General features: G+C 59.8%; 20 protein-coding genes. 14 read left to right on the forward strand and 6 right to left on the reverse strand.

All coding sequences use genetic code 11. The features are described 5' to 3' along the window. The first annotated feature begins 216 nt into the window (after nt 1–216). From K3727_08850 to K3727_08860, 3 genes are read left to right on the forward strand one after another with little or no spacing between them, the layout of a single operon-like run. Nucleotides 217–546 carry a sarcosine oxidase subunit delta gene (locus K3727_08850; protein UWQ92868.1) on the forward strand — a complete coding sequence of 110 codons (330 nt, stop codon included), beginning with the start codon at nt 217–219 and terminating at the stop codon, nt 544–546. Between the two features lie 58 nt (nt 547–604). After that, nucleotides 605–3622, forward strand: a complete 3018-nt coding sequence (locus K3727_08855) for a sarcosine oxidase subunit alpha family protein (protein ID UWQ92869.1) — start codon at nt 605–607, stop codon at nt 3620–3622. Then, complete coding sequence (locus K3727_08860) at nt 3615–4181, forward strand: sarcosine oxidase subunit gamma (protein UWQ92870.1); 567 nt, start codon at nt 3615–3617, stop codon at nt 4179–4181. Before K3727_08855 ends, K3727_08860 begins: the two co-directional genes overlap by 8 nt. Before the next feature lie 109 nt (nt 4182–4290). Here the strand turns inward: K3727_08860 and K3727_08865 are convergent, their stop codons facing one another. Beyond that, a complete protein-coding gene (locus tag K3727_08865; protein UWQ92871.1) occupies nt 4291–4680 on the reverse strand; it encodes a helix-turn-helix domain-containing protein in 390 nt (129 codons plus the stop codon). A 99-nt stretch (nt 4681–4779) separates the two neighbouring features. Here K3727_08865 and K3727_08870 point away from each other — a divergent pair, with 99 nt between their 5' ends. Then, complete coding sequence (locus tag K3727_08870) at nt 4780–5103, forward strand: hypothetical protein (protein ID UWQ92872.1); 324 nt, start codon at nt 4780–4782, stop codon at nt 5101–5103. 295 nt (nt 5104–5398) lie between these two features. Here K3727_08870 and K3727_08875 read toward each other — a convergent pair whose 3' ends face one another. Continuing rightward, the gene (locus tag K3727_08875; protein UWQ92873.1) at nt 5399–6163 is read right to left on the reverse strand and encodes an FkbM family methyltransferase; all 765 of its coding nucleotides are present in this window, start codon (nt 6161–6163) and stop codon (nt 5399–5401) included. A 104-nt stretch (nt 6164–6267) separates the two neighbouring features. On the opposite strand from K3727_08875, the gene K3727_08880 reads away from it, so the two are divergent. Further along, a complete protein-coding gene (locus K3727_08880) occupies nt 6268–6867 on the forward strand; it encodes a superoxide dismutase (protein ID UWQ92874.1) in 600 nt (199 codons plus the stop codon). A 171-nt stretch (nt 6868–7038) separates the two neighbouring features. After that, a complete protein-coding gene (locus tag K3727_08885) occupies nt 7039–7908 on the forward strand; it encodes a DMT family transporter (GenBank protein UWQ92875.1) in 870 nt (289 codons plus the stop codon). Here the strand turns inward: K3727_08885 and K3727_08890 are convergent. After that, complete coding sequence (locus K3727_08890) at nt 7905–8456, reverse strand: TIGR00730 family Rossman fold protein (GenBank protein ID UWQ92876.1); 552 nt, start codon at nt 8454–8456, stop codon at nt 7905–7907. The two genes, K3727_08885 and K3727_08890, sit on opposite strands and share 4 nt — an antisense overlap. 852 nt (nt 8457–9308) lie before the next feature. Here K3727_08890 and K3727_08895 point away from each other — a divergent pair. From K3727_08895 to xrtE, 3 genes are all read left to right on the forward strand, one after another. Next, nucleotides 9309–10577 (forward strand): LysM peptidoglycan-binding domain-containing protein, encoded by a 1269-nt coding sequence (locus K3727_08895; GenBank protein UWQ93322.1) that lies wholly within the window; start codon nt 9309–9311, stop codon nt 10575–10577. A 127-nt stretch (nt 10578–10704) separates the two neighbouring features. Continuing rightward, a complete protein-coding gene (locus K3727_08900; GenBank protein ID UWQ92877.1) occupies nt 10705–12522 on the forward strand; it encodes an ABC transporter ATP-binding protein/permease in 1818 nt (605 codons plus the stop codon). 94 nt (nt 12523–12616) lie between these two features. Then, entirely contained in the window at nt 12617–14200 is a 1584-nt protein-coding gene (gene xrtE, locus K3727_08905; protein UWQ92878.1) for an exosortase E/protease, VPEID-CTERM system, read from the forward strand. Between the two features lie 97 nt (nt 14201–14297). Here the strand turns inward: xrtE and K3727_08910 are convergent, their stop codons facing one another. The 3 genes from K3727_08910 to K3727_08920 form a co-directional block, all read right to left on the reverse strand. After that, the gene (locus tag K3727_08910; GenBank protein ID UWQ92879.1) at nt 14298–14537 is read right to left on the reverse strand and encodes a VPEID-CTERM sorting domain-containing protein; all 240 of its coding nucleotides are present in this window, start codon (nt 14535–14537) and stop codon (nt 14298–14300) included. A gap of 260 nt (nt 14538–14797) precedes the next feature. Further along, nucleotides 14798–18604, reverse strand: a complete 3807-nt coding sequence (locus K3727_08915) for an efflux RND transporter permease subunit (GenBank protein UWQ92880.1) — start codon at nt 18602–18604, stop codon at nt 14798–14800. Further along, nucleotides 18601–19854, reverse strand: coding sequence for an efflux RND transporter periplasmic adaptor subunit (locus tag K3727_08920; GenBank protein UWQ92881.1), 1254 nt, complete (start codon nt 19852–19854; stop codon nt 18601–18603). The genes K3727_08915 and K3727_08920 overlap by 4 nt, the downstream gene beginning before the upstream one ends. A 258-nt stretch (nt 19855–20112) precedes the next feature. On the opposite strand from K3727_08920, the gene K3727_08925 reads away from it, so the two are divergent. The 5 genes from K3727_08925 to K3727_08945 all read left to right on the forward strand — a co-directional run bounded on the left by K3727_08925 (nt 20113) and on the right by K3727_08945 (nt 25651). Then, a complete protein-coding gene (locus tag K3727_08925) occupies nt 20113–20772 on the forward strand; it encodes a tetratricopeptide repeat protein (protein UWQ92882.1) in 660 nt (219 codons plus the stop codon). A 73-nt stretch (nt 20773–20845) separates the two neighbouring features. Further along, nucleotides 20846–22174: a PQQ-like beta-propeller repeat protein gene (locus tag K3727_08930; protein UWQ92883.1), complete on the forward strand. Its 1329-nt coding sequence runs from the start codon at nt 20846–20848 to the stop codon at nt 22172–22174. 50 nt (nt 22175–22224) lie between these two features. Further along, nucleotides 22225–23697 carry a ribosome biogenesis GTPase Der gene (der, locus tag K3727_08935; protein ID UWQ92884.1) on the forward strand — a complete coding sequence of 491 codons (1473 nt, stop codon included), beginning with the start codon at nt 22225–22227 and terminating at the stop codon, nt 23695–23697. A gap of 340 nt (nt 23698–24037) precedes the next feature. Continuing rightward, on the forward strand, nt 24038–24988 hold the full coding sequence (locus K3727_08940; GenBank protein ID UWQ92885.1) for a fatty acid desaturase: 951 nt from the start codon (nt 24038–24040) through the stop codon (nt 24986–24988). Between the two features lie 123 nt (nt 24989–25111). Then, nucleotides 25112–25651 carry a helix-hairpin-helix domain-containing protein gene (locus K3727_08945; protein ID UWQ92886.1) on the forward strand — a complete coding sequence of 180 codons (540 nt, stop codon included), beginning with the start codon at nt 25112–25114 and terminating at the stop codon, nt 25649–25651. The last annotated feature ends 72 nt before the right edge of the window (nt 25652–25723 follow it).

A 25723-nucleotide genomic window follows, 5' to 3' on the forward strand; every position in this document is an offset into this window, starting at 1 on the left:
GGCTGACAGCATCGGAAACGCGGATTTGCTCCCGATCAGCTTCGCTTTGGGCAGAATTGCTCAGATTGAAGTCGTGGGAAAAGAAGCTGCGTTTGCGCCGTCTCTCTACGAGGGCGAGCCCGATTCCGATCACGACCAAGCCACCGAGTATGTAGAACAACAGATCCATGCACTCAAATTGTGCTTCTTGGATCGCAAAAACAAGGGGGTGGCTCGATGCTGATCCTTGAATGCCCATATTGCGGTGTCAAAGCCGAAGAAACCGAACTGGCCGCAGGCGGCGAGGCGCATCTGAAGCGTTTCGGCCCCGGTTCGTCGGATGACGAATTCCACGACTATCTGTTCATGCGCAAGAACCCCAAAGGGGTGCATCTGGAACGCTGGCGCCATGCCAATGGCTGTGGCAAGTGGTTCCACGCGGCGCGGTGCACCATGACGTTGGAGGTGTTTGGCACCTATTCGGCGCAAACATATGAACCGCCTCAGGAAATCCGCGACGCGATCACCGCCAAGCGCCCCGGTTGGACGTGGGGGGAGGTCGAATGAACCCCGCAATCCGCACCATCCGTACTTTCCCGTTCTCATACCAGGAAGGGTCCAAGACATGAGCACACGTCTTGCCTCTCAGGGGCGGCTGATCGACCGCTCGAAAACGATCGACTTTACCTTTAACGGCAAGCGCATGACCGGGCATCCCGGGGATACGCTGGCCTCGGCGCTGCTGGCCAATGACCAGATGATGATGGGCCGGTCGTTCAAATATCACCGCCCGCGCGGCGTTGTGGCGTCCGGGTCCGAAGAACCCAATGCCCTGGTCGGTCTGGGCACCGGTGACCGGTTTGAACCCAACCAGCGCGTCACCACGACCGAGCTGTTTTCGGGTCTGACCGCCAAATCGCAGAACCACTGGCCTAACCTGGAATTCGACGTCGGCGCGATCAACACCTATCTGGCGCGCTGGCTGCCGGCAGGGTTCTATTACAAGACGTTCATCCACCCCAAACCGTTCTGGAAGCACGTGTATGAGCCGATCATCCGTCAGTCCGCCGGTCTGGGCAAAGCCCCTGACAAGGAGCTGAAGGACGCCGATACCTATGAACATTTCTATTTCTTCTGTGATGTTCTGGTTGTGGGCGGCGGTGTTGCCGGTCTGCAGGCGGCCAAGGCGGCGGCGGCATCCGGGGCCAAGGTTCTGCTGATCGAACAGAACAGCCACTGGGGCGGGCGCGCACCGGTTGACGGCGGCACCATCGACGGGATTGAACCCGGCGCATGGGTTGATCAGACCCTGGCCGAACTGGATGCGATGGACAACGTCACGATCCGTAACCGGACTATGGGTGCGGGCGTTTATGACCATGGTTATGCCCTGGGGTACGAGCGGATCAGCGATCACGAGCCGGGCAACGGCGCGCCGCGTCACCGTCTGTGGCGGATCCGCGCGTCGCAGATCGTCACCGCGACCGGTGCCATCGAACGGCCCCTGTCGTTTGCGGGCAACGATGTGCCCGGTGTGATGCTGGCCTCGGCCATGCGCGACTATGTGGTGAACTGGGGTGTGACCCCGGGCCAGAAGGTCGTCGTGGTCACCAACAACGACGACGCCTATCGCACGGCCATCGCCCTGCATCACGCAGGCTGCGAAGTGGTGCGTGTGCTGGACGCGCGCAACGCCGGTGGCGGTGCCCTGATGGAGGAAGTCCGTCAGCTGGGCATCCGCGTCGAAGCGGGCCGCGCCATCGCCAAGGTCAAAGGCGGCAAGCGGGTTCAAAAGGTGTCGATCTGTGCCCAGTCCGGAGTGGGCGGCGCGCAGGAAGAGATCGAAGCAGATGCGGTTGCCATGTCCGGGGGATGGTCCCCGGTTGTGCACCTGTGGTCGCATTGCGGTGGCAAGCTGATCTGGGACGATGCGGCTGCGCATTTCCGCCCCGATGCATCGCGTCCGCCGCTGGGTGACAACGGGCAGGGGTTTGTTGTGCCCGCTGGCACCGCCAATGGTCCACTGGATCTTGGGGCTGTGCTGAGCGACGCCAACAAGGCCGGCTCTGCTGCGGCAGAGGCGGCGGGGTTCCCGGCCACAACCGTTGCCACGCCCGAAGGTGTCACAACCGAAGAGTTGGCCATGGAAGCTGTCTGGCTGATGCCGGCGCAGGCCGATGTGTCGCTGCGGATGAAATCCTGGCTGGATTATCAGAACGACGTCAAAGTCACCGATGTTCAGCTGGCCGCCCGCGAAGGCTATGAGAGCGTCGAACACACCAAGCGTTACACCACGCTGGGTATGGCGACCGATCAGGGTAAATTGAGCAACATCAATGGCCTGGCGACCCTTGCGAATGCGCTGGGTGCACAGATCCCCGATGTGGGCACCACCACCTTCCGTCCGCCGTACCACCCGATCTCCATGGGCTCGATCGCGGGTGAAGCGCGGGCCAAGACGTTCCAGCCAATCCGCAAGACACCGATCCACGACTGGATTGAAGCCAATGGCGCGGATTTCGAACCGGTTGGCCACTGGCGTCGTCCATACGCCTTGGTCCGTTCGGGCGAGAGCGTGCATGACGCGGTGAACCGTGAGGTGACCAACACCCGCGAACGTCTGGGGATGCTGGATGCGTCCACATTGGGCAAGCTGATTGTCAAAGGCCCGGATGCCGGGAAGTTCCTGGACATGATGTACACCAACATGATGTCCAACCTGAAGGTCGGCAAATGCCGCTATGGGTTGATGTGTTCGGAAAACGGTTTCCTGATCGACGACGGCGTGGTTGCCCGCATCGACGAAGACACCTGGCTGTGCCACACGACCACCGGCGGTGCCGAACGTATCCATGGCCACATGGAAGAATGGCTGCAGACCGAATGGTGGGACTGGAAAGTCTATGTTGCCAATGTGACCGAACAATACGCGCAGGTCGCGGTTGTTGGCCCCAATGCCCGCAAGGTGTTGGAAAAACTGGGCGGCATGGATGTCTCCAAAGAGGCGCTGCCGTTCATGGAATGGCGCGATGGCACCATCGGCGGGTTCGATTGCCGGGCGTACCGGATCTCCTTCTCGGGTGAGCTGAGCTATGAAATCGCGGTTCCGGCCAGCCAGGGGCGTGCCTTCTGGGATGCGCTGATGGCGGCAGGGCAGGAATTCGGGGTAATGCCGTACGGCACCGAATGTCTGCACATCCTGCGGGCCGAAAAAGGCTTCATCATGATCGGGGACGAAACCGATGGCACCGTGATCCCGCAGGATCTGGGGCTGAACTGGGCGATCTCGAAGAAGAAAGAGGATTTCCTGGGCAAACGGGCGCAGCTGCGCAGCCACATGGCGGATCCCGATCGCTGGAAATTGGTGGGTCTGGAAACCGTTGATGGGTCTGTTCTGCCGGATGGGGCCTATGCGTTGGGCAATGGCGTCAATGCCAATGGCCAGAAGAACGTGATTGGCCGGGTGACGTCGACCTATCATTCGCCGACACTGGGCAAGGGCATCGCCATGGGGCTGGTCAAGCACGGGCCGGATCGCATGGGCGAGGTTCTGGATTTCCCCGGCACCGACGGCAAGATCTACAAAGCCAAGATCGTAGATATGGTTTTCTATGACAAGGAAGGGGCAAAGCAAAATGTCTAACCTCGCAAGCGTATTGAACGGGGCCAGCTTTAACGGGCTGGCCAAGGTAGACGAGGCGGGTCTCTTTGGCATGATCACCCTGCGCGGCGATCTGGGGTCGGCCAAGGTGGCCGCCGCTGTCAAAGGCGCAACCGGTCAGGACGTGCCGGGCGTGCGCCAGATCAATGGCGATCTGGCGGGCGGTGTTGCCTGGATGTCGACCGATGAATTGCTGGTGCTGGTGCCCTATGCGGATGTGACCGCCAAGCTGGCCGATATGCTGGTCGCGCTGGACGGCGAACACGCTCTGGCAGTCAATGTGTCCGACGCACGTGCCGTGTTCCGGGTGTCGGGTGTGTCGGCACGCGAAGTCATGGGCAAGATCGCCCCGGTTGATTTTTCGGCCGCCGCATTCGGTCCCGGTGATTTCCGCCGCTCGCGTCTGGCCCAGGTGGCCGGTGCGTTCTGGTTGGACAGCGAAGACAGCTTTGCCATCGTCTGCTTCCGCTCAACCGGCGACTATGTGTTCAACCTGCTGAGCGCTGCCGCAAATCCGAAATCTGCGGTTGGCGTCTACTAAGACCCACCCGCACGGTCCCGACAAACACAGGCCCCCCATCAAAGGTGTTGATGGGGGGCCTTTGTGTTTCTATGGCAGCATCTAGCGACGTCTTTGGGTCCGGTTCAGTTTATGCAGTGCGCAGTTGCGACAGCATCGGACAAGACGCATTTCCGCTATCGCAATTGGCTGTTAGTTCTTCCAACGCTGTTTCCAGGCGTCCAAGTTCGCTGATCTTGGCCCGCACGTTTGCCAGGTGAAACTGGCCCAACTCCTGAATTTTCTGACAGTCTTCTTCGGCGTTTTCGGATAGGTCAAGCAAGGCTTTTGCGTCCTTGAGCGGGAACCCCAGTTCGCGGCACTTTTTTAAAAAGCGAAGCCTGCCAACGTCATGTGCAGAATATAGACGTCGATTGTTCGCGGCCCGCGTGGGTTTGGGCACAATGCCTTCGCGTTCGTAATAGCGGATGGTTTCAATTCCGACACCACTTTGTCGGGCGGCTTTGCCAATCGCGATCATGTGATGCTGCCCCGCTTGATCCTGTAGTAACTACAGGTGTTATGACTCCCCATGAGCGGACCCGCAACCTGTCTTTTGGTTGGGGTAGGGAGGAGCGTTATGCGCAAATATTTTGGCTTGAGCTATTTGGGATCGGCGTCGGCCTTGGTCGTTGCGTCCTGCTGTGTGCTGCCCATGACAATGATGTTGTTGGGATTGGGCGGCAGCTGGTTGGCGATTTTTGGTCGCATAGCTGCGGCAAGCTATTACGTTTTGGCGGTTTCGACGGCTTTCGTTGCCCTATCATGGTGGGTCTCTTATCAAAGAGGGGACCCGGCGAGGATGAAATGGTGGCTTGCCGGAAGCACTGCCATAACAGGTGTCGCATGGGTGATCTTGCTCTCCGAGACCCAAATTAACGACTACCTGATCCTGCAGATGTGAGATGATGACAGATCAAAACGTTATTTTAAAAAGCACGCTGACGTGCCCCGGGTGCGGGCATGTCGAAACAGAAACAATGCCGACAGATGCCTGCCAATGGTTTTACGAGTGCACGTCCTGCAAGGCCGTCCTGAAACCAAAGGAAGGGGATTGTTGCGTCTATTGTTCCTATGGAACGGTACCGTGCCCGCCAATCCAGATGGGGGACGGGTGTTGTGGCTGACCACGGATGGCTCCACCAAGCCGCCAGATAAACCATACCGGTGGTGCGGTCGTGTTCAGCATTGGGCCGGGGTCAGTCGCTGAACACAAAGGTTGGAAAACGCGTCAGTATGGGGTCACTGATCATGTCGTCGCGTGTGATTGGAGTGCCCTGCGCATCTGTGCAGGCTGCATAGAACGACAGTTCATCAAACAATTGCTCCATGCGTTTGGCGCGGCTTTCTTTTGGCAGGAACGGGGCGTGCGTGGACAGATACAGCGCCGGGCGGTGTGCACGCAGCCAGGGCAGCAGGGTGGGCAGGACCGAAAATTCGGCCCCTTCGATGTCCATTTTGACCAGTGACACGCCCGACAGATCGGTGCTGTCGCAGAACTGCTCCCAGCCGATGGTCAGAACGTCATGACCATGAGAGGTGCTGTCGTTGAGCAGCGAGGTCATGCTGTCCCCGGCCTCGCCCCCAAAGGACGCCATGCGCGCCAAACCGAACCCGTCCGACAACGCCACAGAAAAACTGGACACATTGCGGATGCCGTTCAGGTCCAGGTTCCAGGCCAGATGACGATAGGCCACCGGATCAGGTTCAAAACACCAGACATGGCGGGCCTTGTGCGCACCATAGAGCACCGTGGGACCGATCCAGGCGCCGATATCCAGATAATCGCCATCCTTGCTCAGATATCGGTCCAAAACACGAAACGTCTCGGGCTCCCAATCATTGGCGGATGCCTTGCGCCAGAATTTCGAATGATATGGATCCAGGCGAAACGGAATGCCGTTTAGCTGCCCGCCGTAATAGCCACGGGCGCGGTAGAACATCTTGCGCGCTTTTGCGAACATCTCACTGTCCCCGATAAGTGTTTTCTTGCCTCGGCTCTTGACCTGACGCCGCACCCAAAGCATGTAACAGTGGGAACCGCAACTTTATTTAACAGGGGGCCACGATGGCTTTTGAACTTCCTGATCTTCCTTATGCACATGACGCATTGGCCGACAAAGGCATGTCCGCAGAGACGCTGGAATACCACCACGACCTGCACCACAAGGCCTATGTCGACAATGGCAACAAGCTGATCGCCGGAACCGAATGGGACGGCAAGTCGATGGAAGAGATCATCAAGGGCACCTATGACGCGTCGTCGGTTGCGCAAAATGGTATCTTCAACAACATCAGCCAGCTGTGGAACCACAACCAGTTCTGGGAAATGATGGGCCCGGGCACCTCGGCCATGCCGGGTGAGCTGGAAAAGGCATTGGTCGAAGCCTTTGGTTCGGTTGATGAATTCAAGTCGCAGTTTTCCGCGGCTGGTGCTGGTCAATTCGGGTCCGGTTGGGCCTGGTTGGTCAAGAATGCCGACGGATCGCTGTCTGTGACCAAAACCGAAAACGGCGTGAACCCGCTGTGCTTTGGCCAGACTGCGCTGCTGGGTTGCGACGTTTGGGAACACTCGTATTACATCGATTTCCGCAACAAACGTCCGGCGTATCTGTCGAATTTCCTCGACAACCTGGTGAACTGGGAAAACGTCGCGTCGCGCATGTAATCCAAAGACTGTTTCAAAGACCGAAAGCCCGGCCGATCTGGCCGGGCTTTTGTATTTGGAGCACGCGTCATGCAAGGCCGTTCGACCGGCCCCGCCCGCCTGTGAGGCAGGTGCTCGACGCATCCCTTTCGGGGTTTACTTTGTCGCCTGAATGATTTCAGCCTGTGGGCCATGACCGATCATCTCAAAGGCCTTCTTATCACCACATTGGGCGTTCTTCTGGTCATCCCGGATTCACTGTTTGTACGATTGATCGTGGCGGACCCCATGGTGATCTCGTTTTGGCGTGCGATGATGTCCGGTATGATTGTGCTGATCGTGGTTCTGACGACCAAAGGGGTGGGCGGGTTCAGGGCAGTGGCAGGAACCGGATGGCGCGGAGCTCTGTACATCGGATTGATTGCGTCGACCGTTCCGGCCTTTGTTCTTGCTGTCACCAACACCAGCGTCGCCAACGTGGTGTTCATCTTTGCGTCCATGCCCATCTTTGCCACGGCTTTCGGGCGGGTTTTTCTGGGCGAGCCCGTTCGGGCACGAATGGTCTGGACCATGGTGGCGGTCGGGGTTGGATTGGGAATTATTGCCTATGGATCGGGCAACCATGCAACCGCGTCGTGGCAGGGGGATCTCTGGGCGTTGTATATTTCGGTTGCTTATGCGCTGGCGCTGACAATTCTGCGCCAGCTGAAACATGTTTCGATGATCCCGGCAATCCCGGTTGCCTTTATCGGTGTCGCCCTTGCAATCTGGGTTGTCGCTGACCCGATGCCCGCCTTTCAGACCCAATGGCCATTGTTCGTTGGTCACGGGGCCTTTATCGGCGCGGCGACCTGCCTGTTGGCGATTGGTCCGCGGTTCATCAGCGCCGCCGAAGTCGCCCTGTTGATCCTGTTGGAATCTGTTCTGGCACCGGTATTGGTCTGGGCCGTTATAGGCGAACATCCGGGGTCTTGGGCGGTGTTGGGCGGCGCTGTGGTGATCGGGGCCTTGCTGGTGTCCAATCTTGTGGCCTTGCGCCGAACCGTGCGGGTCAGCCCCTAGCGCACCATGTCTCTCAGCGCGTCCAGGCAGTCCCCAGGGGTGGTGGCCCAATGGATGAAATCCCCCAGAGAGGCATCGGCAAACCCCTGATCTATGACATGGTCCAGCAAATCACGCAGCTTGTCCCAATAGCCGTCGATATTCACAATGACGATGGGTTTGTCGTGCAGGCCCAGTTGCCGCCAGGTGAGCACTTCGAACAATTCATCCAGCGATCCGGGGCCGCCGGGCAGCACCACCACGGCATCCGCATTCATCAACATGACCTTTTTGCGTTCGTGCATTGTTTCGGTCACCACATAGGTTGTCAGATCCGATTTGCCCACTTCGCGGCGTACCAGATGTTCGGGAATCACGCCAAAGGTGGTGCCACCAGCCGTTTGTGCGGCTCGGGCCACTTCGCCCATCAGCCCCACATCGCCGGCCCCGTAAACCAACCGCCAGCCACGTTCGGCCAGGCCCAGGCCCAGATCCCGCGCGCATTGGGCGTAGACCGGTGATGTTCCGGGGCGGGATCCGCAGTACACGCAGACGGATTTAGGGGTCATGGCCACACCTTTCGGGGAATGTCAAAGGGTTGAAACAAGTTGCTTTGACCCCTGATAGCGAGATTGATAGGTTGCCTCAACAAAATGGGTGCCACTCGCCCTGGGGGAAAGAAGAAAATGGCAGGAACAGCCGGTACAGGGGGCTTTGGGGCCCTGGGTTGGAGTGCGGTTGCCGTAGGGGCAGCCGCAGCAGGAGGCGTGGCGCTGTATGTCGCCGGGGTGATCGGGCCTCAGACGTCACAAACGTCAGAACCGGACGTGCCGGTGGTGCAGGAACAGATCGCGCAACCACCTGTTCAGGCGGGTGAACCTGCGCCTGTTGCGACCCTGGACACACCAAACGCACAGCGGGCCAATCCGCAAATTGACGATGGCGAGCCCCCCCTGCCTGCGGCTGAACCAAAGACAGAGGTCGCTGACACACAAGAGGCCGCGCAACCGTCCGAGCAGACCGAAAAACCCGCAGAGCTGGCGGCTGATCCCGAGACGGGTCAACAGGCACAGGCAGCAACCGATACAGCCGATTCTGATCAGGCTGTGACCGGTCAGACGGCGGATCAGCAGGACCCAGAGGCACCGGCCGAGACGGCCACCGCCGCACCAGAGCAGGACGAACCGGCACCGACCGCGAAACCCAAAGCACCAACCTTGGCCGCCCCGTCCTTTGATCTGGTAAGGGTCGAGACCGACGGCACCACTGTGATCGCGGGCAGCGGTCCCGAAGGCAGTCAAGTCACGGTGTTTCTGGATGGGGTGACGCAGGACAGGATCGATATCCAGCCCGGCGGACAATTTGTCAGCTTTTTGTCGCTTGGTCACAGCGACGCGCCGCGGGTCCTGACATTGCAGGCCATGCTGGGCGAATCCGTCGCCGCGGCGGCGGACAGCATCATTCTGGCTCCGGTGCCGCACCCGATTGCGCCTGAAGACGAGAGCGCAGAATCGAACCCGGCCAATGTTGCCGAGACGCAACCGGAACAGGACACGACCGCAGTGCCGCAGGCCAAGCCGGTGACACAGGCCGAACAGGTGGCTCAGGCCGACCCGGTAACGCAGGCCGACCCAGTGACACAGGCTGACCCAGTGACACAGGCTGCCCCGGTGGCACAGGCCGAACAGGTGGCACAAGCAGCCCCCAAGGCCGAGGCAGCAGGGCAATCTGCCCCGGCAGAGTCGCAAGAGACCGACAATGCAGCGCTCGACGCGGAACCGTCGGGGACCGATGGCACCGTCACCCCAGCGACTGCCGCAACGGCGACAGCTGAACCACAGCCCACCGCAACTGTGGACACAACACCGACGCAAGCCCCCCAGGCCGAGACCGTCGTGGCGGAGCAAACAGGCACAGCACCACGGGCGGAAACAGCACAGACTGCCGCGACAGATCCGGACGTCGCGACCCAGGCCACAGCCGAGCCCGAGACGCAGGGGACGACAAGTCAACCTGCGCCCTCCGCGCCCGTGTCCGAACCCGCCTCTGATGTGGCGTCCGCACCGGCGTCGCAACCGCAACAGACATCGGTTGCGGTCCTGCGCGCCGGGTCTGACGGAGTACAGCTGATCCAACCGGCCCAACCCGGTCTGAGAGGCAAGATCAGCCTGGACACCATCAGCTATTCGGTGACCGGCGATGTGATTTTGACCGGGCAGGCCGCGCCGCAATCCACGGTGCGGGTCTATTTGAACAACCGCGCTGTGTCGGATTTCAATGTGTCGCAGGATGGGCGCTGGAACGGGCAACTGGCCAGCGTCACCCCCGGTATCTACACCATGCGGCTGGATGAATTGGATGCGGGGGGCAAGGTGCTGTCACGGCTGGAAACCCCATTCAAACGCGAAGCGCCCGAAGTTTTGCGCCCGGTAACGCCGCAGCCACCGGCTGACACCCAGACCCAGACCGCGTCGAGCGATGGCACCGCTGCGCAACCGGCCGCACAGCAGCCTCAGGCCGCGCCGGTCATCCGGGCTGTCACAGTGCAAAAGGGCGATACCCTGTGGGCCATTTCCCAGGATCGCTATGGCGACGGGGTGTTGTACGTGCGGGTGTTCGAAGCCAACCGCCAGTCGATCCGAAATCCGGATCTGATTTACCCCGGACAGGTGTTTTCCATTCCGGAATGATCCCCCCGCGATTGTTCACCCCACCGCAACGGCGCAGCCCGCAACACTGCTGCGCCGTTTTCCTGGTCCGGGACTGGTCAATTCAGCTGCAGACACATATGTGTGAAGGCCGAGGCAGAGGTTCCATATGCGACGATCCACCCATGACACCAATGACGCGGCGACTCAATTGGAACGGGGCTCGGGTATGCGGGTCCTGCGCAAGGTCGCACCCTATCTTTGGCCCAGCGATCATCCTTGGGTAAAACGACGTGTGATTTTGGCCATGGCAATGTTGCTGCTGGCCAAGGTGGTCGCGGTTACCACCCCGATTTTCTACAAGGGTGCCGTGGATGCGCTGGCAGGCGAAGGCATTCCGCCCGTGGCGTTGGGCGCGATTGGGTTGACCGTTGCCTATGGCGTTGCGCGCCTGATGACGGTCGGGATGCAGCAGCTGAGGGACGTGATTTTTGCCCCGGTGGGGCAGCGGGCGTTGCGGCAGCTGGCCTTGCAGACCTTTCGGCATATCCACCGCCTGTCCATGCGTTATCACATCACCCGCAAAACCGGTGGTCTGTCCCGGATCATCGAACGCGGGGTCAAGGGCGTCGATTTCCTGTTGCGGTTCATGCTGTTTTCGATCGGTCCGCTGATCATCGAACTGATTTTGGTGGCGGTGATCCTGACGGTGCTGTTCGACGTTTGGTATCTGGTGGTCGTGGCCACCACCATCGTGTTGTATGTCTGGTTCACCTTCGCGGTGACCGAATGGCGGGTAAAGCTGCGCCGCGAAATGAACACCCAGGATACCGACGCCAATCAAAAGGCGATCGACAGCCTGTTGAATTTTGAAACTGTCAAATATTTCAACGCCGAAGAGCGCGAAGCTCAGCGGTATGATGTGGCGATGAAAGGCTATGAGGCGGCTGCGCTCAAGACTTCGTATTCTCTGGCCTTCCTGAATTTCGGGCAAAGTTTCCTGATCACCTGCGGGTTGATCGGGGTCATGATCCTGGCGGCCATCGGGGTGCAGGCCGGGGCGCTGACCGTTGGCGATTTTGTCATGGTCAACGCCTATATGATCCAGATCACCGTGCCATTGAATTTCCTGGGCACTGTGTATCGTGAAATTCGTCAAAGTCTGGTGGATATGGGCGAGATGTTCGACCTGCTGGAACAGCCGTCGGAAGTTTCCAATAAACCGGATGCCCGGGCTTTGGAGATCAAGGGGGGGGCATTGCAGCTGGACAATCTGCGGTTTGCCTATGACCCGGATCGCGAGATCCTCAAAGGGATCAGCCTGGAGGTGCCTCCAGGTCAGACCGTGGCCATCGTTGGTCCGACCGGATCGGGGAAATCAACGATTGGGCGTTTGCTGTTTCGGTTTTACGACGTGACCGGCGGGGCGCTCAGGATTGATGGCCAGGACGTCCGCGACGTGACCCAGACCAGCCTGCATGACGCGATCGGCGTGGTGCCTCAGGATACGGTCCTGTTCAACGACACCATCCGCTATAACATTGCCTATGGTCGCGCCGGAGCAAGCGATGCCGATATCGTAGAGGCCGCGCGCAACGCCCAGATCCACGATTTCATCCAATCACTGCCGGATGGATATGACACCACGGTCGGAGAACGCGGGCTCAAACTGTCGGGGGGTGAAAAACAGCGGGTTGGAATTGCTCGGACCCTGTTGAAAAATCCGCCGATCCTGTTGCTGGACGAGGCGACCTCGGCGTTGGATACCAATACCGAACAGGAGATCAAGGACGCGCTGACCCGGGCCGGGCAGGGGCGCACCGTGATCACCATCGCCCACCGTCTGTCGACCGTGGCCGAAGCCGATCTGATTGTGGTTTTGGATCGTGGTGAAATCGTCGAAACCGGAACGCATGACGCGTTGCTGGCGCAGGACGGTAAATACGCCCAGTTGTGGCACCGCCAGCAGGTTGACGAAGCCGCCTGAACCAGTTTTTTTTCACCAGGATGCCAAAACTTTGCCTCTGTTGTCGGGTAACGAACAGGTCAGGGTGACAACAGGGCAAAGGCCAAAGACGACCGTGTCGAACCGGATTTATTGGATTATAGGGCTGTTTGCCCTCGAAGTTCTGGCCATCGTGCTGGTATTTCAGGTGTTTTCATCGGTTGAATGTCGATTGACCGATATCGAAACCGCCTGTCGGGTGCTGCGCAGTGCCCTGATCCGGATGATGTGTCTGGGGGTGGGGCTGGGCGTGTTCATCTGGTTCCGCCCCCAGCTGCGACGCCAGGTGGTGCAATCGGCTGCTGTGCGGCCCAGAGACGAGCTCGGGTTGTGGAGTTTTGTGCATCTGGTCGGGCTGGTCCTGATCTTTTTGCCTTGGCTGTCTGCGGATGCAAACACGTTGAACGGCACCTTTCCCACCTATTTCCTGAGCCTCGCCCTGGGCGGGGTCTGTGCCGCGGTGGGTGGTGTGTTCATGGTGCTGTCCTGGCGTGATGTGGTTCGGTTTGGACGGGCCGGTGGAGTTGCCCTGGCTGTGGTCGTCCTGATCGCGCTTGTGATCCCGGATTTTGCCGATGTTCTGGCACCGTTGTGGTGGTCGCTGAATGGATTGCTGTTGGCCACGTTCTATGGGGTGGCGGTGGTTTTGTCCGCTCTGGGCAATGACGTAACGCTGAATCCCGACGCCTCGATCATCGGGACGGGAGATTTCTTTGTCGGCGTGGCGGATACATGTTCAGGGATCGAAGGGTTTGCCCTGACCGCCGGGTTCTTTGCCATCTATTCGATGCTGATGCGGGATACTGTCAAATTGGGCCTGTTCTGGGGTCTCATATTCCCGATTGCCCTGCTGATCAGCTGGTTCTTCAACGTACTCAGGATTGCCGGTTTGATCCTGATCGGGGAATATGTGTCGCCGGATCTGGCCGTCAACGGGTTCCACAGTTTCGCGGGTTGGCTGTTCTTTACCCTGTTGGCCCTGGGGGTGCTGTGGGTGGTCCAGGCCATGCCATCGCTGCACAGGGCGTCCGCCGCCACGCCGGACAAAGATCTGCCGCCCCTGACCGAAGACACGACCGCTGCATTCATTGTGCCGTTTATCGTCTTTATGGTCTCGGGTCTGTTTGCACAGACGTTTTGGCAATATCCGGTGCTGGCCTATCCGGTGCAAATGGCCGCCATGGTCGCGATTCTGTGGGTGTTCCGCAAACCATTCCTTGGGTTGGATTGGGGGTTTGATCCGACTGCCTTTGCGGCCGGAGGCCTGGTCGGTGTCGGGTGGTTGGTCACCGCATCGACCGGCGCGACACAACCGGGCCTGTCGACATTGGGCGCAGGGGCGTTGGTTGCCTGGGGGATCTGCCGGATCCTTGGAACATCGCTGTTGGTGCCGATGATCGAAGAGGCGTTTTTTCGGGGTTATCTGTTGCGCTGGCTTGGTGGGGACCATGTGATCCGCACCGTGTTTGCTGTGGCTGGGTCCAGCCTGGCGTTTGCGATGTTGCATGGGCGCCTGATCGAAGCCGGAGTGGCGGGCGTCATCTTTGCATTGGTAGCGTTGCGACGCGGGCGGGTGACCGATGCCATCATCGCCCATGCAACAGCAAATGGTGTCATCGCGATCGCTGCAGCGATGAGCGGCGACTGGTCATTGATCTGACCGGGTTATCTCTTTGGATTCCGGCAGGGCGTGCAGGCGATTGCTGGCCTCTGCCGGGAGCGTACGCGCCCTCACTTACCCCCGGTGACCGGGCGAGTTAGCGACGGCGACGTTTGATTTCCCGTGTCAGAAGAAGCGCGGCGGCCACTGCGGCTACGGCCAAGGAACCAGTAGAGGCGTCAATCTCGGGCACAGAAGAGCTGGTCGTGCCACCGCCCCCATAGTTCCAGTTCCCCCACCAGGATGACCACCAGCTATAGCTTTGGGCCGACGCGGAAACAGCCGAAAAGGAAAAGATAGGCACAGCGGCGATAAGGCGAAAGGCGACGCGTTTCATGTTTGGTCCTCGATAGATCCTGTTTCCACTATGGTAAAACCGCAAGGAAATACAAGTTCTAGCCAAACCGTGAGTAGGGATCGCAACAATCGGCACCCGCCGCGTGTACTGTTTCACCCTTCAGAACAATAGGATGCAAAACAGGCGCGGCGTGGCTGGTTTGTCTGGGCGCGACTGTATCCAGTCGAATCAACCTGTGCGGTGGTGCCCCCACAGAGTCACAAGAGGCGCGCGTAAGGCGCCTCTTGTTTTGCTTGGTCTTATTCCGCCGCCTTGAGCGATGTTGATGCCTGCGTCGGAGGGCGTTTGTTGGCCCGCGGGCCCGTGGTTTCCTCGCCGATGTCCGCATCCCACAGGATTTCGGTTGTGGGCAGTTTGCGCATGGTCTTTTTCAGGCGCATGTCCTGAGCAATGCGGCTGGACCGGCCAGAAGTGATCCGCGCCAGCAGGCGCAGGACCAAGGCCGCATAGGTCGACACCCAGACCCGCATGGCCAACAGGGATGGGGTGACAATCAGGGTCAGAATAGTCGCAATCCCAAGGCCAAAAACCACGGCCGTGGCCAGCTGCTTCCACCACAACGCCGTCGGGCTGTCGATCGAATACCCGCCGTTGATGAAATCCAGGCTCAGCCCGAACATCATCGGCGTCAGACCGGCCATCGTGGTGATGGTGGTCAGCAGAACCGGGCGAATCCGGGCCTCGGCGGTGCGGATGATCGCTTCGATCCGGGGCATGTGTCGGCTGAATTCCTGATATGTGTCGATCAGCACAATGTTGTTGTTCACCACGATCCCGGCCAAAGCCACGATCCCGGTGCCGGTCATGATGATCGAAAACGGCTGTTGCATCACCATCATGCCGATCAGAACGCCGGTCGTGGACAGCACCACCGCCAGCAACACCAGAACCGAGTTGTAGAAACTGTTGAACTGCGCCAGCAGGATGATGAACATCAACCCCAGCGCACCGGCAAAGGCGTTCATCAGGAAGGCACCGGATTCAGCCTGTTCTTCCTGATCACCGGTCCATTCCCAGGTGATGGATTGGGACAGCGGGTCAGTGTCAAGCCATTCGGTGATCACCGCGATCCGTTCGCTGGGATTGACCGGGACAAACCGGGCACCCGCGTCCAGAGCCGTGCGCAGATCGTCGATGGTCGCGGCACCGGTCAACTGTACCAGCTCCAACTGTTCGCCCGTCGGTCTCTGGATGGTTTCACCCGTCGGCTGGCTGCCCTCGGGGACCGCCCTGAGCAGCGCCAGACGTTTGTCTGCGCCGGTCTCAGCGTCGGGCCCGACGACTTTCATCAGCCCCGGCAACACATCGGCCTTGACGTCATAAAACCGCTCCTGGTCGATGCGGCTGATGGTGGCGACCTTTGGAACCGGTTTGCGGGTGATGAAGTTCGACAACGGCACCAATCCGTCGGCTGTGCGCAGCTTCAGGTTATCCAGGGTCGAGAGCACCCGATCATGTTCAGGCAGACGGACGCGAATTTCGATTTCCTCGTCCGAGGAGTCGACCCGCATCGTGTCCAGCAGAATGCCGCGGGTCACCAGCTGAACCATGGCCCCCACAGTGGCGACATCGGCGCCATAGCGTCCGGCCTTGGCGACATCGACGTCGATCTGCCAATCGATACCGGGCAAGGGCAGGGTGTCTTCAATCAGGGTCAGGCCGGGGGTCTTGTCGAAGTGCGCGCGCGCCGCCAGTGCCGAACTCGTGAGATCTTCCCATTTGTCGCCGCGAATGCGCAGATGAATCGGTTTGCCCTGTCCGGGGCCCTGTTCCAACGCATTCAGTTCGGCTTCGAAACCAGGCAGCTTTGCCAGTTCGGCCTTGAGCTCGTCGATCACGGTATTGCCGGTGAAATCGGTTGCGGTCACCTGTCGGGTCAGATGGCCATAGAACCAGGGTTCGGACTGGGTCGGGCGGTCTTCCCAGGGGATGATTTCGAACTGAACCTGACCAACGGTATCTGCGGGGGATTGCCCGCCACCAGGCCCGCCGGTGTCCAGCCCGCCTTCGCCGGCAAAGGCAAAGACGTTGATCACCGCAGGGTGGGCCGAAATGACGTCTTCGACCTGCTGAACCATCGCGTCATTTTCCGTCAACGACGTATTGCCGCGCGCCCGGACATAGACCGTGGCCTGTTCCGGTTCGGTATCGACAAAGAATTCGACGCCACGAGAATTGGCAGGGAACAAAACGACCGCCACATAGAACACGCTGGCAAACACGGTGCCGACCGCGACGATGGGCATGACCGGATTGCCAACGAGAAACTTGATGAGGTAGCCGAACGCAGTGTGGCGATACCCTGCGCGCACACGTTTGGGGGCACGTTCGATCCGCGCTGCCCCCAATGTGATGGACGCGGCAAAAGCCGAGAACACAAACAACACCGCCCCCAGGATCGATCCCATCAGGGGTGGCACCCCGACGCCAGGCAACAGATAGGATGAATTCAGGACCTGCATGATGCCCAGAAACATGCCGTACATCGCAGGCGGTACCAAAATCACCCGCACCAGCCAGGGAAGTTTTGCACGCAACCAGTCAGATCCATGCTGGAATACCCGGCTCATCCGGCCGGACACACCGCCCACGACAGGCAGATACAGCAGCGCCACCAGCAGAGACGCGGACAAGACAAAGATCATTGTGACCGGCAACATGCCCATGAATTCGCCCGGAACGCCGGGCCAGAACAGCATCGGCAGGAAGGCGCAGAGCGTTGTGGCCGTGGACGAGACCACCGGCCAGAACATCCGCTGTGCGGCCTCGACATAGGCATGCATCGGGCCGGTGCCTTCCTTGATCCGCTTGTCGGCATATTCGACCACCACGATGGCCCCATCGACCAACATACCGACCGCCAGGATCAGACCGAACATCACCATGTTGGAAATGGTGACCCCCATCAGCGCCAGAAAGGCAAAACACAGAAGGAAAGAGGTCGGAATCGCAAAACCAACCAGCATCGCCGCCCGGCTCCCCAATGCCGACAGGATGACGATCATCACCAGCGCAACGGCGGTCAGAACCGATCCTTCGAGCTGGCGCACCATCGAACCGACGACCCGGCTTTGGTCGTTCGATGTCCCGACGGTCACGGCGGCTTGCAGTTCGTTGGGCCACTTGCGCTGTGCCTCTGCCAAAGTCGCTTTGACCTCGTCAACGGTGTCGATCAGGTTGAACCCTTTGCGTTTGACCACTTGCAGGGCCAGGGTGTTTTCGCCGTCGAACCGGGCGGTGCCCTTGCGGTCTTCGAAGGTATAATTGATCTCGGCCAGCTCTCCCAGCGTCACCACCCGGTCGCCGTTGGTCTTGACCGGCAGCGCGTAGATGTCGCGCACGTCATCAAACGAGGATGGGATCTTGACCGAGAATGTCCCCTGATCGGTTTCGACTTCGCCCGCTGCGATCAGCTGGTTGTTGTTTCGAACGACGTTGATCAGCTCCAGCGCGGTGACGTTATAGGCCTCCAGCCGCAGGGGGTCGATCAGTACTTCGACCATCTCGTCACGATTGCCGGCTATGCCCGCCTCGAGAACCGCATCCAGGGCCTCGAAATCGTCCTGAAGATCCTTGGCCAGCCTGGCCATGGTGCGTTCGGGCACGTCGCCGGTCAGGTTGACGATGACGATCGGGAATTCGGAAAAGTTGATTTCCTTGATGGTGTATTGTTCCGCCCCATCCGGAAAATCGGCCTGGGCCGTGTTCATCGCGTCGCGCACATCAGCAATGGTCGAACTTTTGTCCCACCCGAAATCGAACTCCAACAGCAGACCCGCATAGTTTTCCGCCGCAGTGGCGGTCATCTTTTCCAACCCGTCGAGATCGACCATCTCGGTTTCCATCGGCTTGATCAGCAGGCTTTCGCTGTCCACCGCCGAAATACCCGGGAACTGTACCGATACAAACAGCATCGGGATGTCGATGTCCGGCTCGCCTTCCTTGGGCAGGCTGGCATAGGAAAAGGCCCCGACCAAAATCGAAATCGCGATAAAGGCCAGAACCATCCGGGCTCTGTCGGCGGCCCAATTGACGACGCCGATCATTGGGTTGCCTCCCGAAGGGTGGGTGCAACAGCAACGCCCTTGGTGACGAAATCCTGTCCGACCACGATGATGTCTGCGGTTTCGGGCAACCCGTCCAACCAGACGCCATCCACTTCGTCACGCAACAGCTTGACCGGGATGAAATCGACCACATTGTCCGGCCCGACGGTTCGGACCCCAAGAACACCGGCATTGTTCAGTGTCAGCGCCGATTGAGGCACCTTATGGGCGTTTGCCCCGGCCGAAGAGATGGCGATATCCGCAGTTTGTCCGTCGCGAATGGACAGATCTTCGTTCGGAACGGTGATTTCGACCTCGAATGTGCGGGTGGTCGGGTCCGCGGACCGGCTGAGGAAGGTGACATGACCGGTGATCCGCTCGCCGGTGGACAGCTCGGCACCAGCCAATGCACCGGGGATCACCCGGTTGACTTCGGATTCGGGGACAAAGCCGACAACCTTGATCGGATTCAGCTGGATGACCGTGCCGCACAGGCTGCCCGGTTGCATGAAGCTGCCCAATTCCGCGGTGTCGGTTTCCAACAGCCCGTTAAAGGGCGCGCGGATTGCAAGACGGGAGATGTCCCATTCTGCCGCCGCAACAGCGGCCTCGGCCGCTTCGATCCCGGATGCCGTTGCCTCCAGCCCCGCTTCGGCGCTGGCAATCCCGGCCAGGGCGGCACGTTCGGATGCTTCGGCCGAAACCCGTCGGGTTTCAGATGCATACCCGCCTTCGGACAGTTTCTGCGCGGCGTTCAGGTTGATCTGGGCTTCGGCCAGACGGGCCTGTGTTTCGACCAGTTTGGCCTGCGCTTCGGGAACCCGGCTTTTGGCTTCGACCAGGCGGGCGCGGGCTTCGGCCAGATTGGCGTCCCGAACACCGGGGTCCAGCTGGCACAACAATTCGCCCTTGGTGATATGGGCGCCCTTGCGCAACGGTTCGGACAACACGGTGCCCGCAGTTTCGGCGCGCACTTCGACCTGTCGGACGGCCCGTGTTTCCCCGCGCAGAACGACCGCACTGTCGATGGCCTGTGCTGCGCTGCGCATCACAACAACGCCGATGGCACTCGAAGTTTCGGCCGCAGCGGCGACAGCGTCTGCCATGCCGTCGCCGTCCGGTTCCGGGGCAGGAGGTTGTTCAGCTGCGGCATCATTGCGGGCAAAGGCCAGCAACGCTTCGCGCTGAAACACAGCAAAGAACAGTCCGGCGGTTACCAGAATGGCGGTAAGAAGCGGGATCAGTCGCATATTGGTCTTCTCTCAATCAAACACGGCAAGTCAATATTTCGAACGCAGTGGTTACCGGCGATATAGGTGTTGTCCAGACTAAACTAACCAGTTCAGATTATTTTTTTTCGCCTCGGGACGCAATATTGAGGGAAAATGCGGCTCGGCGGCCACTTGGCTTGCCTGTTCTGGCGGGGTAAGAGATGTCCGACACCCTTGTTGGCCAATGGGATTGGCCCCCGGAAAACCCGGAAGCAAGTACAGGATAGAGGCCAGGACATGAGCGACACAGACAGTTTTATCGAAGAGGTGACCGAAGAGGTCCGCCGTGACCGTCTGTTTTTGATGCTCAAGCGGTATGGCTGGATTGGCGTGGTTGCGATTCTGGTGATCGTCGGTGGGGCCTCCTATCGTGAATACACCAAATCACAGGAACAGGCACAGGCACAGGCATTGGGCGACGCGTTGATCGGTGCCCTGGCCGCCAATGATGCGGCGGGCCGGGCCGATGCGCTTGGCAATGTGGCCACCGAACAGGCGGGCAGCGCCGCAATCGCGGGTCTGTTGGCCGCTGGGGCCCTGGCCGAAGCTGGCGACACCGAAAAGGCGGTTGCCAAGCTGAAAGAGGTGGCGTTGCTGGGCGAGGTTCCGCAGATTTATCGCAATATCGCAACCTTCAAGGCGCTGTTGCTGCAATCTGACACCCTGTCGGTTGCGGAACGCCGGCTGCAATTCGAATCCCTTGCCACACCTGGCGCGCCGTTGCGGTTGCTCAGCGAAGAGCAGCTGGCGCTGTTGGATATCTCCGAAGGGCAGTCCGAGGCTGCGATTGACCGTCTACAGGCCATCATTGTTGACTCCGAGGCCAGCTCGGACTTGAAACAACGGGCCAGCCAAGTGATTGTGGCCCTCGGGGGGACACCTGCAGCGGCCTCCTGATGGGTGGCCCGTGGCGACCAATGTTGGACGGGCAGGCGACAAGCAAGAAACAGGAAGACAGGGCAGACCCAAAATGAAAGCAGCATTTTACCGCTCCCGCGCCGGTCTGGTGGCGCTTGGTTGTTCCGCTCTGGTCGGTCTTGCCGGGTGTTCTGAACGCGAAGTGATCCTGCCTGGGGTGCGCGAAGATATTCGCCCCAATCAGGCCGACGCGCTTGAGGTTGAAAACCGGTCGCAGGCGATTCGCCTGTCCAGTCAGTCCAGAAATGCATCCTGGCCCCAATCGCCGGGTATGCCAGTGTACCGGACGGACAATGCGGCCCTGTCTGCGGCACCGCGCCTGCTCTGGAGCACCTCGATTGGCGAAGGCGATGGACGCCGCCAGCGGATCACGGCATCGCCCGTGGTTGGTGGCGGGTTGATTTACACGCTGGATGCCTCGTCGACCATCAGCGCCGTGTCGCCATCCGGACAGCGCGTCTGGCAGGCCACCATTCTACCGCCCCAGGACGGTGACGGAGAAGCCACCGGAGGCGGGATCGCCTTTCACAAGGGCACGCTGTATGTGTCATCCGGTTTTGGTGTGCTGACAGCCTTTGACGCAAAATCGGGTGCGCAACGCTGGCGTCAGGAACTGGAGGCGACCGGAAGCGGCACGCCAACCGTGGTTGACAATTTCGTGTATCTGATCGCCGGAGACGACACCGGATGGGCCATCAATGCAGACAATGGGCGCATCCTGTGGCAAGTGACTGCAACCCCGAGCGCTGCGAATGTTCTGGGCGCACCGGCCCCCGTGGTCGCGTCCGAGCTGGCTGTGTTCAGTTTTGGGTCGGGTGACGTTGTTGCGACCTTTAAACGTGGCGGTTTGCGCCGCTGGGACGCGTCGGTGTCCGGGCGTCGGATAGGCAGCGCGTCGGCGCGAATTCTGGATGTGACCGGCAGCCCGATGATCGTGGGAAACAAGATCGTTACCGGCAATCACTCGGGGCGGACCGTGGCGATGGATTCAGTCACGGGTCAGCGGATCTGGACCCAGCACGAAGGGGCGCTGGGGCCGCTTTGGCCCGCAGGTGACAGCCTGTTTTCGGTTACGGACACCAATTATCTCGCGCGTTTGGCCCAGTCCGATGGAGAAGTGATCTGGAAGGTGGAGTTGCCGGGATTTGTCAAAAACAAACCCAGGAAGCGGTCCGAGATCGTCGCCCACTACGGCCCTATTGTGGCAGGCGGGCAGGTCGTGCTGGCCTCCAACGACGGACTCTTGCGCTTCTTCAAACCCGAAGATGGCTCTCTGGTGCGCAGCATCGAGGTGCCGGATGGGGCCACCACGGCTCCGGTCGTAGCGGGCGGAACACTGTACGTGGTTTCGACCAAGGGTGAATTGCACGCTTTCCGTTGACGCACGGATGCGCTATGAAGCGCGTCTGATTCAGAGATTGCAGGCCGCAAATGTCGTTTACCCTCGCCGTCGTGGGGCGCCCGAATGTGGGCAAGTCCACGTTGTTCAACCGCCTAGTCGGCAAAAAGCTGGCGCTGGTCGATGACCAGCCCGGTGTGACTCGTGACCTGCGCGAAGGCGAAGCCCGTCTGGGTGATTTGCGCTTTACGGTGATTGACACGGCCGGGCTCGAAGATGCCACCGACAATTCGCTCGAGGGCCGGATGCGCCGCCTGACCGAACGGGCCGTGGACATGGCGGATATATGTCTGTTCATGATTGACGCCCGTGCCGGGGTCACGCCGATTGACGAAATGTTTGCCGAGATTTTGCGCAAACGGTCCGCGCATGTGATTCTGGCGGCCAACAAGGGCGAAGGCAGCGCCGCCGACTCGGGCGTTATCGAAGCCTATGGGCTGGGGTTGGGCGAGCCGATCCGCCTGTCTGCCGAACATGGCGAAGGTTTGAACGACCTGTATTCCCAGCTGTTGCCGCTGTCCGAAGAATTCGAAAAGCGCGCCCGGGACGATGCGCCCGAAACGGACGTGGATCTGGACGATACTGACGAGGAGGGGGATGAGTTTGACGATCTGCCCCCGCAGCCGACCGCTGAAAAACCGCTGCAAATCGCTGTGGTGGGTCGCCCCAACGCGGGCAAGTCGACGCTGATCAACAAGATCCTCGGCGAAGACCGCCTGTTGACCGGTCCCGAAGCCGGCATCACCCGCGATGCCATTGCGCTGCGGCTGGACTGGCAGGGCACGCCCATGCGGATCTTTGACACCGCTGGAATGCGCAAGAAGGCCAAAGTACAGGAAAAACTGGAAAAACTGTCGGTGTCCGACGGGCTGCGGGCGGTAAAGTTTGCCGAAGTCGTGGTGGTTCTTCTGGATGCGGCAATTCCGTTTGAACAGCAGGATCTGCGCATTGCAGACCTGGCCGCGCGCGAAGGGCGTGCCGTGGTCGTGGCGGTCAACAAATGGGATGTCGAGGACGAAAAGCAGGAAAAACTGCGCGCGCTCAAGGAAGCGTTCGAGCGGCTTTTGCCGCAACTGCGCGGTGCGCCGCTGATCACCGTGTCGGCCAAGACCGGCCGGGGGCTGGATCGGCTGCATGCGGCCGTGCTCAAGGCCTATGATGTCTGGAATCGCCGCGTGCCGACCGCGACCCTGAACCGTTGGTTGACAGGGATGCTGGAACAGCACCCACCACCAGCGCCACAGGGTAAACGCATCAAGCTGCGCTATATGACCCAGGCCAAGACCCGGCCGCCCGGTTTTGTGGTGATGTGCAGCCATCCCGACAAGGTGCCAGAAGCCTATTCCCGCTATCTGATCAATGGGTTGCGTCAGGATTTTGATATGCCGGGCACGCCGATCCGATTGACGATGCGCGGGCAGAACGACAAGAACCCCTATAAGGGTCGCAAAAAACCTGGCTCGTCACGTTTGCGCAAACACCTCAAAACACCGGGCCGCGACTGACTTCCTGGTCTCAGGGGGCCGGCGCTGTATTTTCCATTCCAGGCCCAGCCGGTTGCATTTGCCGCAGTTCAAACCCCATGCTGGGACGTTGGCACAGGGGGCGGGAACTGTCCCAGAAGCCAAGCGGAACATGAGTGTTATGATGGAGACGTGGATGCAGGATCCGGATCCCCGGTTCGCCACGTAACGTAGCAGCCGCCTGGACGCGGTTTTTCGCTCCGCCCCCTTGCCAAGCGGGCTGTTGGGCGGCACTTTGCCGAAACTGGCGCTGGTCTGACGTGCCCGGCTGCCTGAAAATGAATTTGACAGAGGCAGTCCGCTTTGGGGCTGGGGCCTGACCATGGATCTCAGAAGCTATACGCGCCAATTTGCGCACAAAGACAACCGGCTGGCATCGCTCAGCTATTTTGGTACTTTTGCGGTCTATTTCACCTCTCTCTATCTGGCGATTGTCTATGCGTCCAATGGCCTGATCCTGGTTGCCGCCGGGATGGTGCATGCCTTTTCTGCTGTGCGTCTCTACGTGTTGCAGCATGACTGTGGGCATCATTCGCTGTTTGAAACCCGCAGCCAGAATGAACTGGCTGGCCACGTCCTGTCTCCGTTCACCTTTGCACCCTTTGAAGTGATGAAGCAGAACCACAATCTGCACCACGCGGGGGTCGGCAATCTGGAACAGCGTGAAACCGGCGAAATTCACACCATGACCCTACGTGAATGGAAGCAGGCAGGGTTCGGAACCCGACTGTTCTATCGTCTCTATCGCAGCCCCTGGATCCTGATCCCGGTCGGGTCCATGTTCACCTATTTCATTCGCTACCGCTGGCCCAAGAATACAGTGCGTTTCGGCGTGGCAGGCGTGCTGTTGCACAATGTGTCCATCTTGGTTTTTCTTGGCTGTCTCTACGCTTTGGCAGGGACAGCTGGCGTGCTGATCTGGTTGTTGTTCTCCTTTGTGGGGGGGATGATCGGGGTGTTTCTGGTCTATTTGCAGCACAATTTCGAAGACACCTATTGGGACCGGCGCCCGGATCTGGACCCGCAAAAGGCCGCGATCCAAGGGGCATCCTGTCTGGACTTCGGGTGGTTCTTTGATTTGGCTGTGGCCAATATCACCCTGCATGACATCCATCATTTCAACGCGCGGATTCCCTCCTATCGGCTCAGAACCTGTCACCATTCGATGCCCGAAGACATGGCTCCGCGTCGAATCGGGTTTATAGAGGCGGTTCAGGCGCTAAAGCTCAAGTTGTGGGACGAAGACCGCCAGCGGCTGGTTCCCTTTCCCTGAACCGACCCGGGACGGGCTAGTCACCTGGATCATCGGGTGTTTTCCAAAATTCGTCTGTATCTGTGTGACTTCTTTGCTAAGGTTGCATCGGAAATCGCGAAAAAATGAACATTTGGAGATCACATGACACCCATTATCGAACTGCGTGGCGTTGGTCAGTCTTTGGATCGGGTCTTGCGGGAGAACGGGATCGCGTCGGTTGAGGATCTGGCGCAGCGTGATCTGGCCAGCCTGTTGACCATTCGTGGCATTGGCGAGAACAATGGCGTTAAACTGCTGGCCGCGGCCCAGATCCTTTTGGCCCCCGAGAACGAACAGGCGGTCGCTCAACCTGTGTCCAGCGCCAAACCAGCCCCCAAACCAGAGCCCAAGTTGAGCAAGAAGAAAGCGGCCGCTCAGGCGCTGGCCAAGGCCAAGGCCGAAGCGGACCAATGGGCGCGCAAGCAGGCCAAAGCCAAAGCCAAGGCCAAGAAAGCCGCCAAAAAGGTCGAAGATCTGAGCGTCGAATTTGCCAAGGCCAAGGAAAAGGCCAAAACCAAGGCCAAGAAGGCCAAAGCCAAAGCCAAAAGCGACATCGCACACGAACGGCGCAAGGAACAGGCGATCAAAGCTGGTCAGAAAGTTCCGAAGAAAAAGAAAAAGGGGAAGTCAGGCAAATCCTGAACTGCGCCACCTGAACTGCGCCACCTGAACTGCGCTGGATGGGCCTGTCTTGGGCCGGTGCCCAGAACATCG

The organism is Rhodobacteraceae bacterium M382 (assembly GCA_025141015.1).
In the GTDB taxonomy this organism is placed as follows: Bacteria; Pseudomonadota; Alphaproteobacteria; order Rhodobacterales; family Rhodobacteraceae; genus Aliisedimentitalea; species Aliisedimentitalea scapharcae.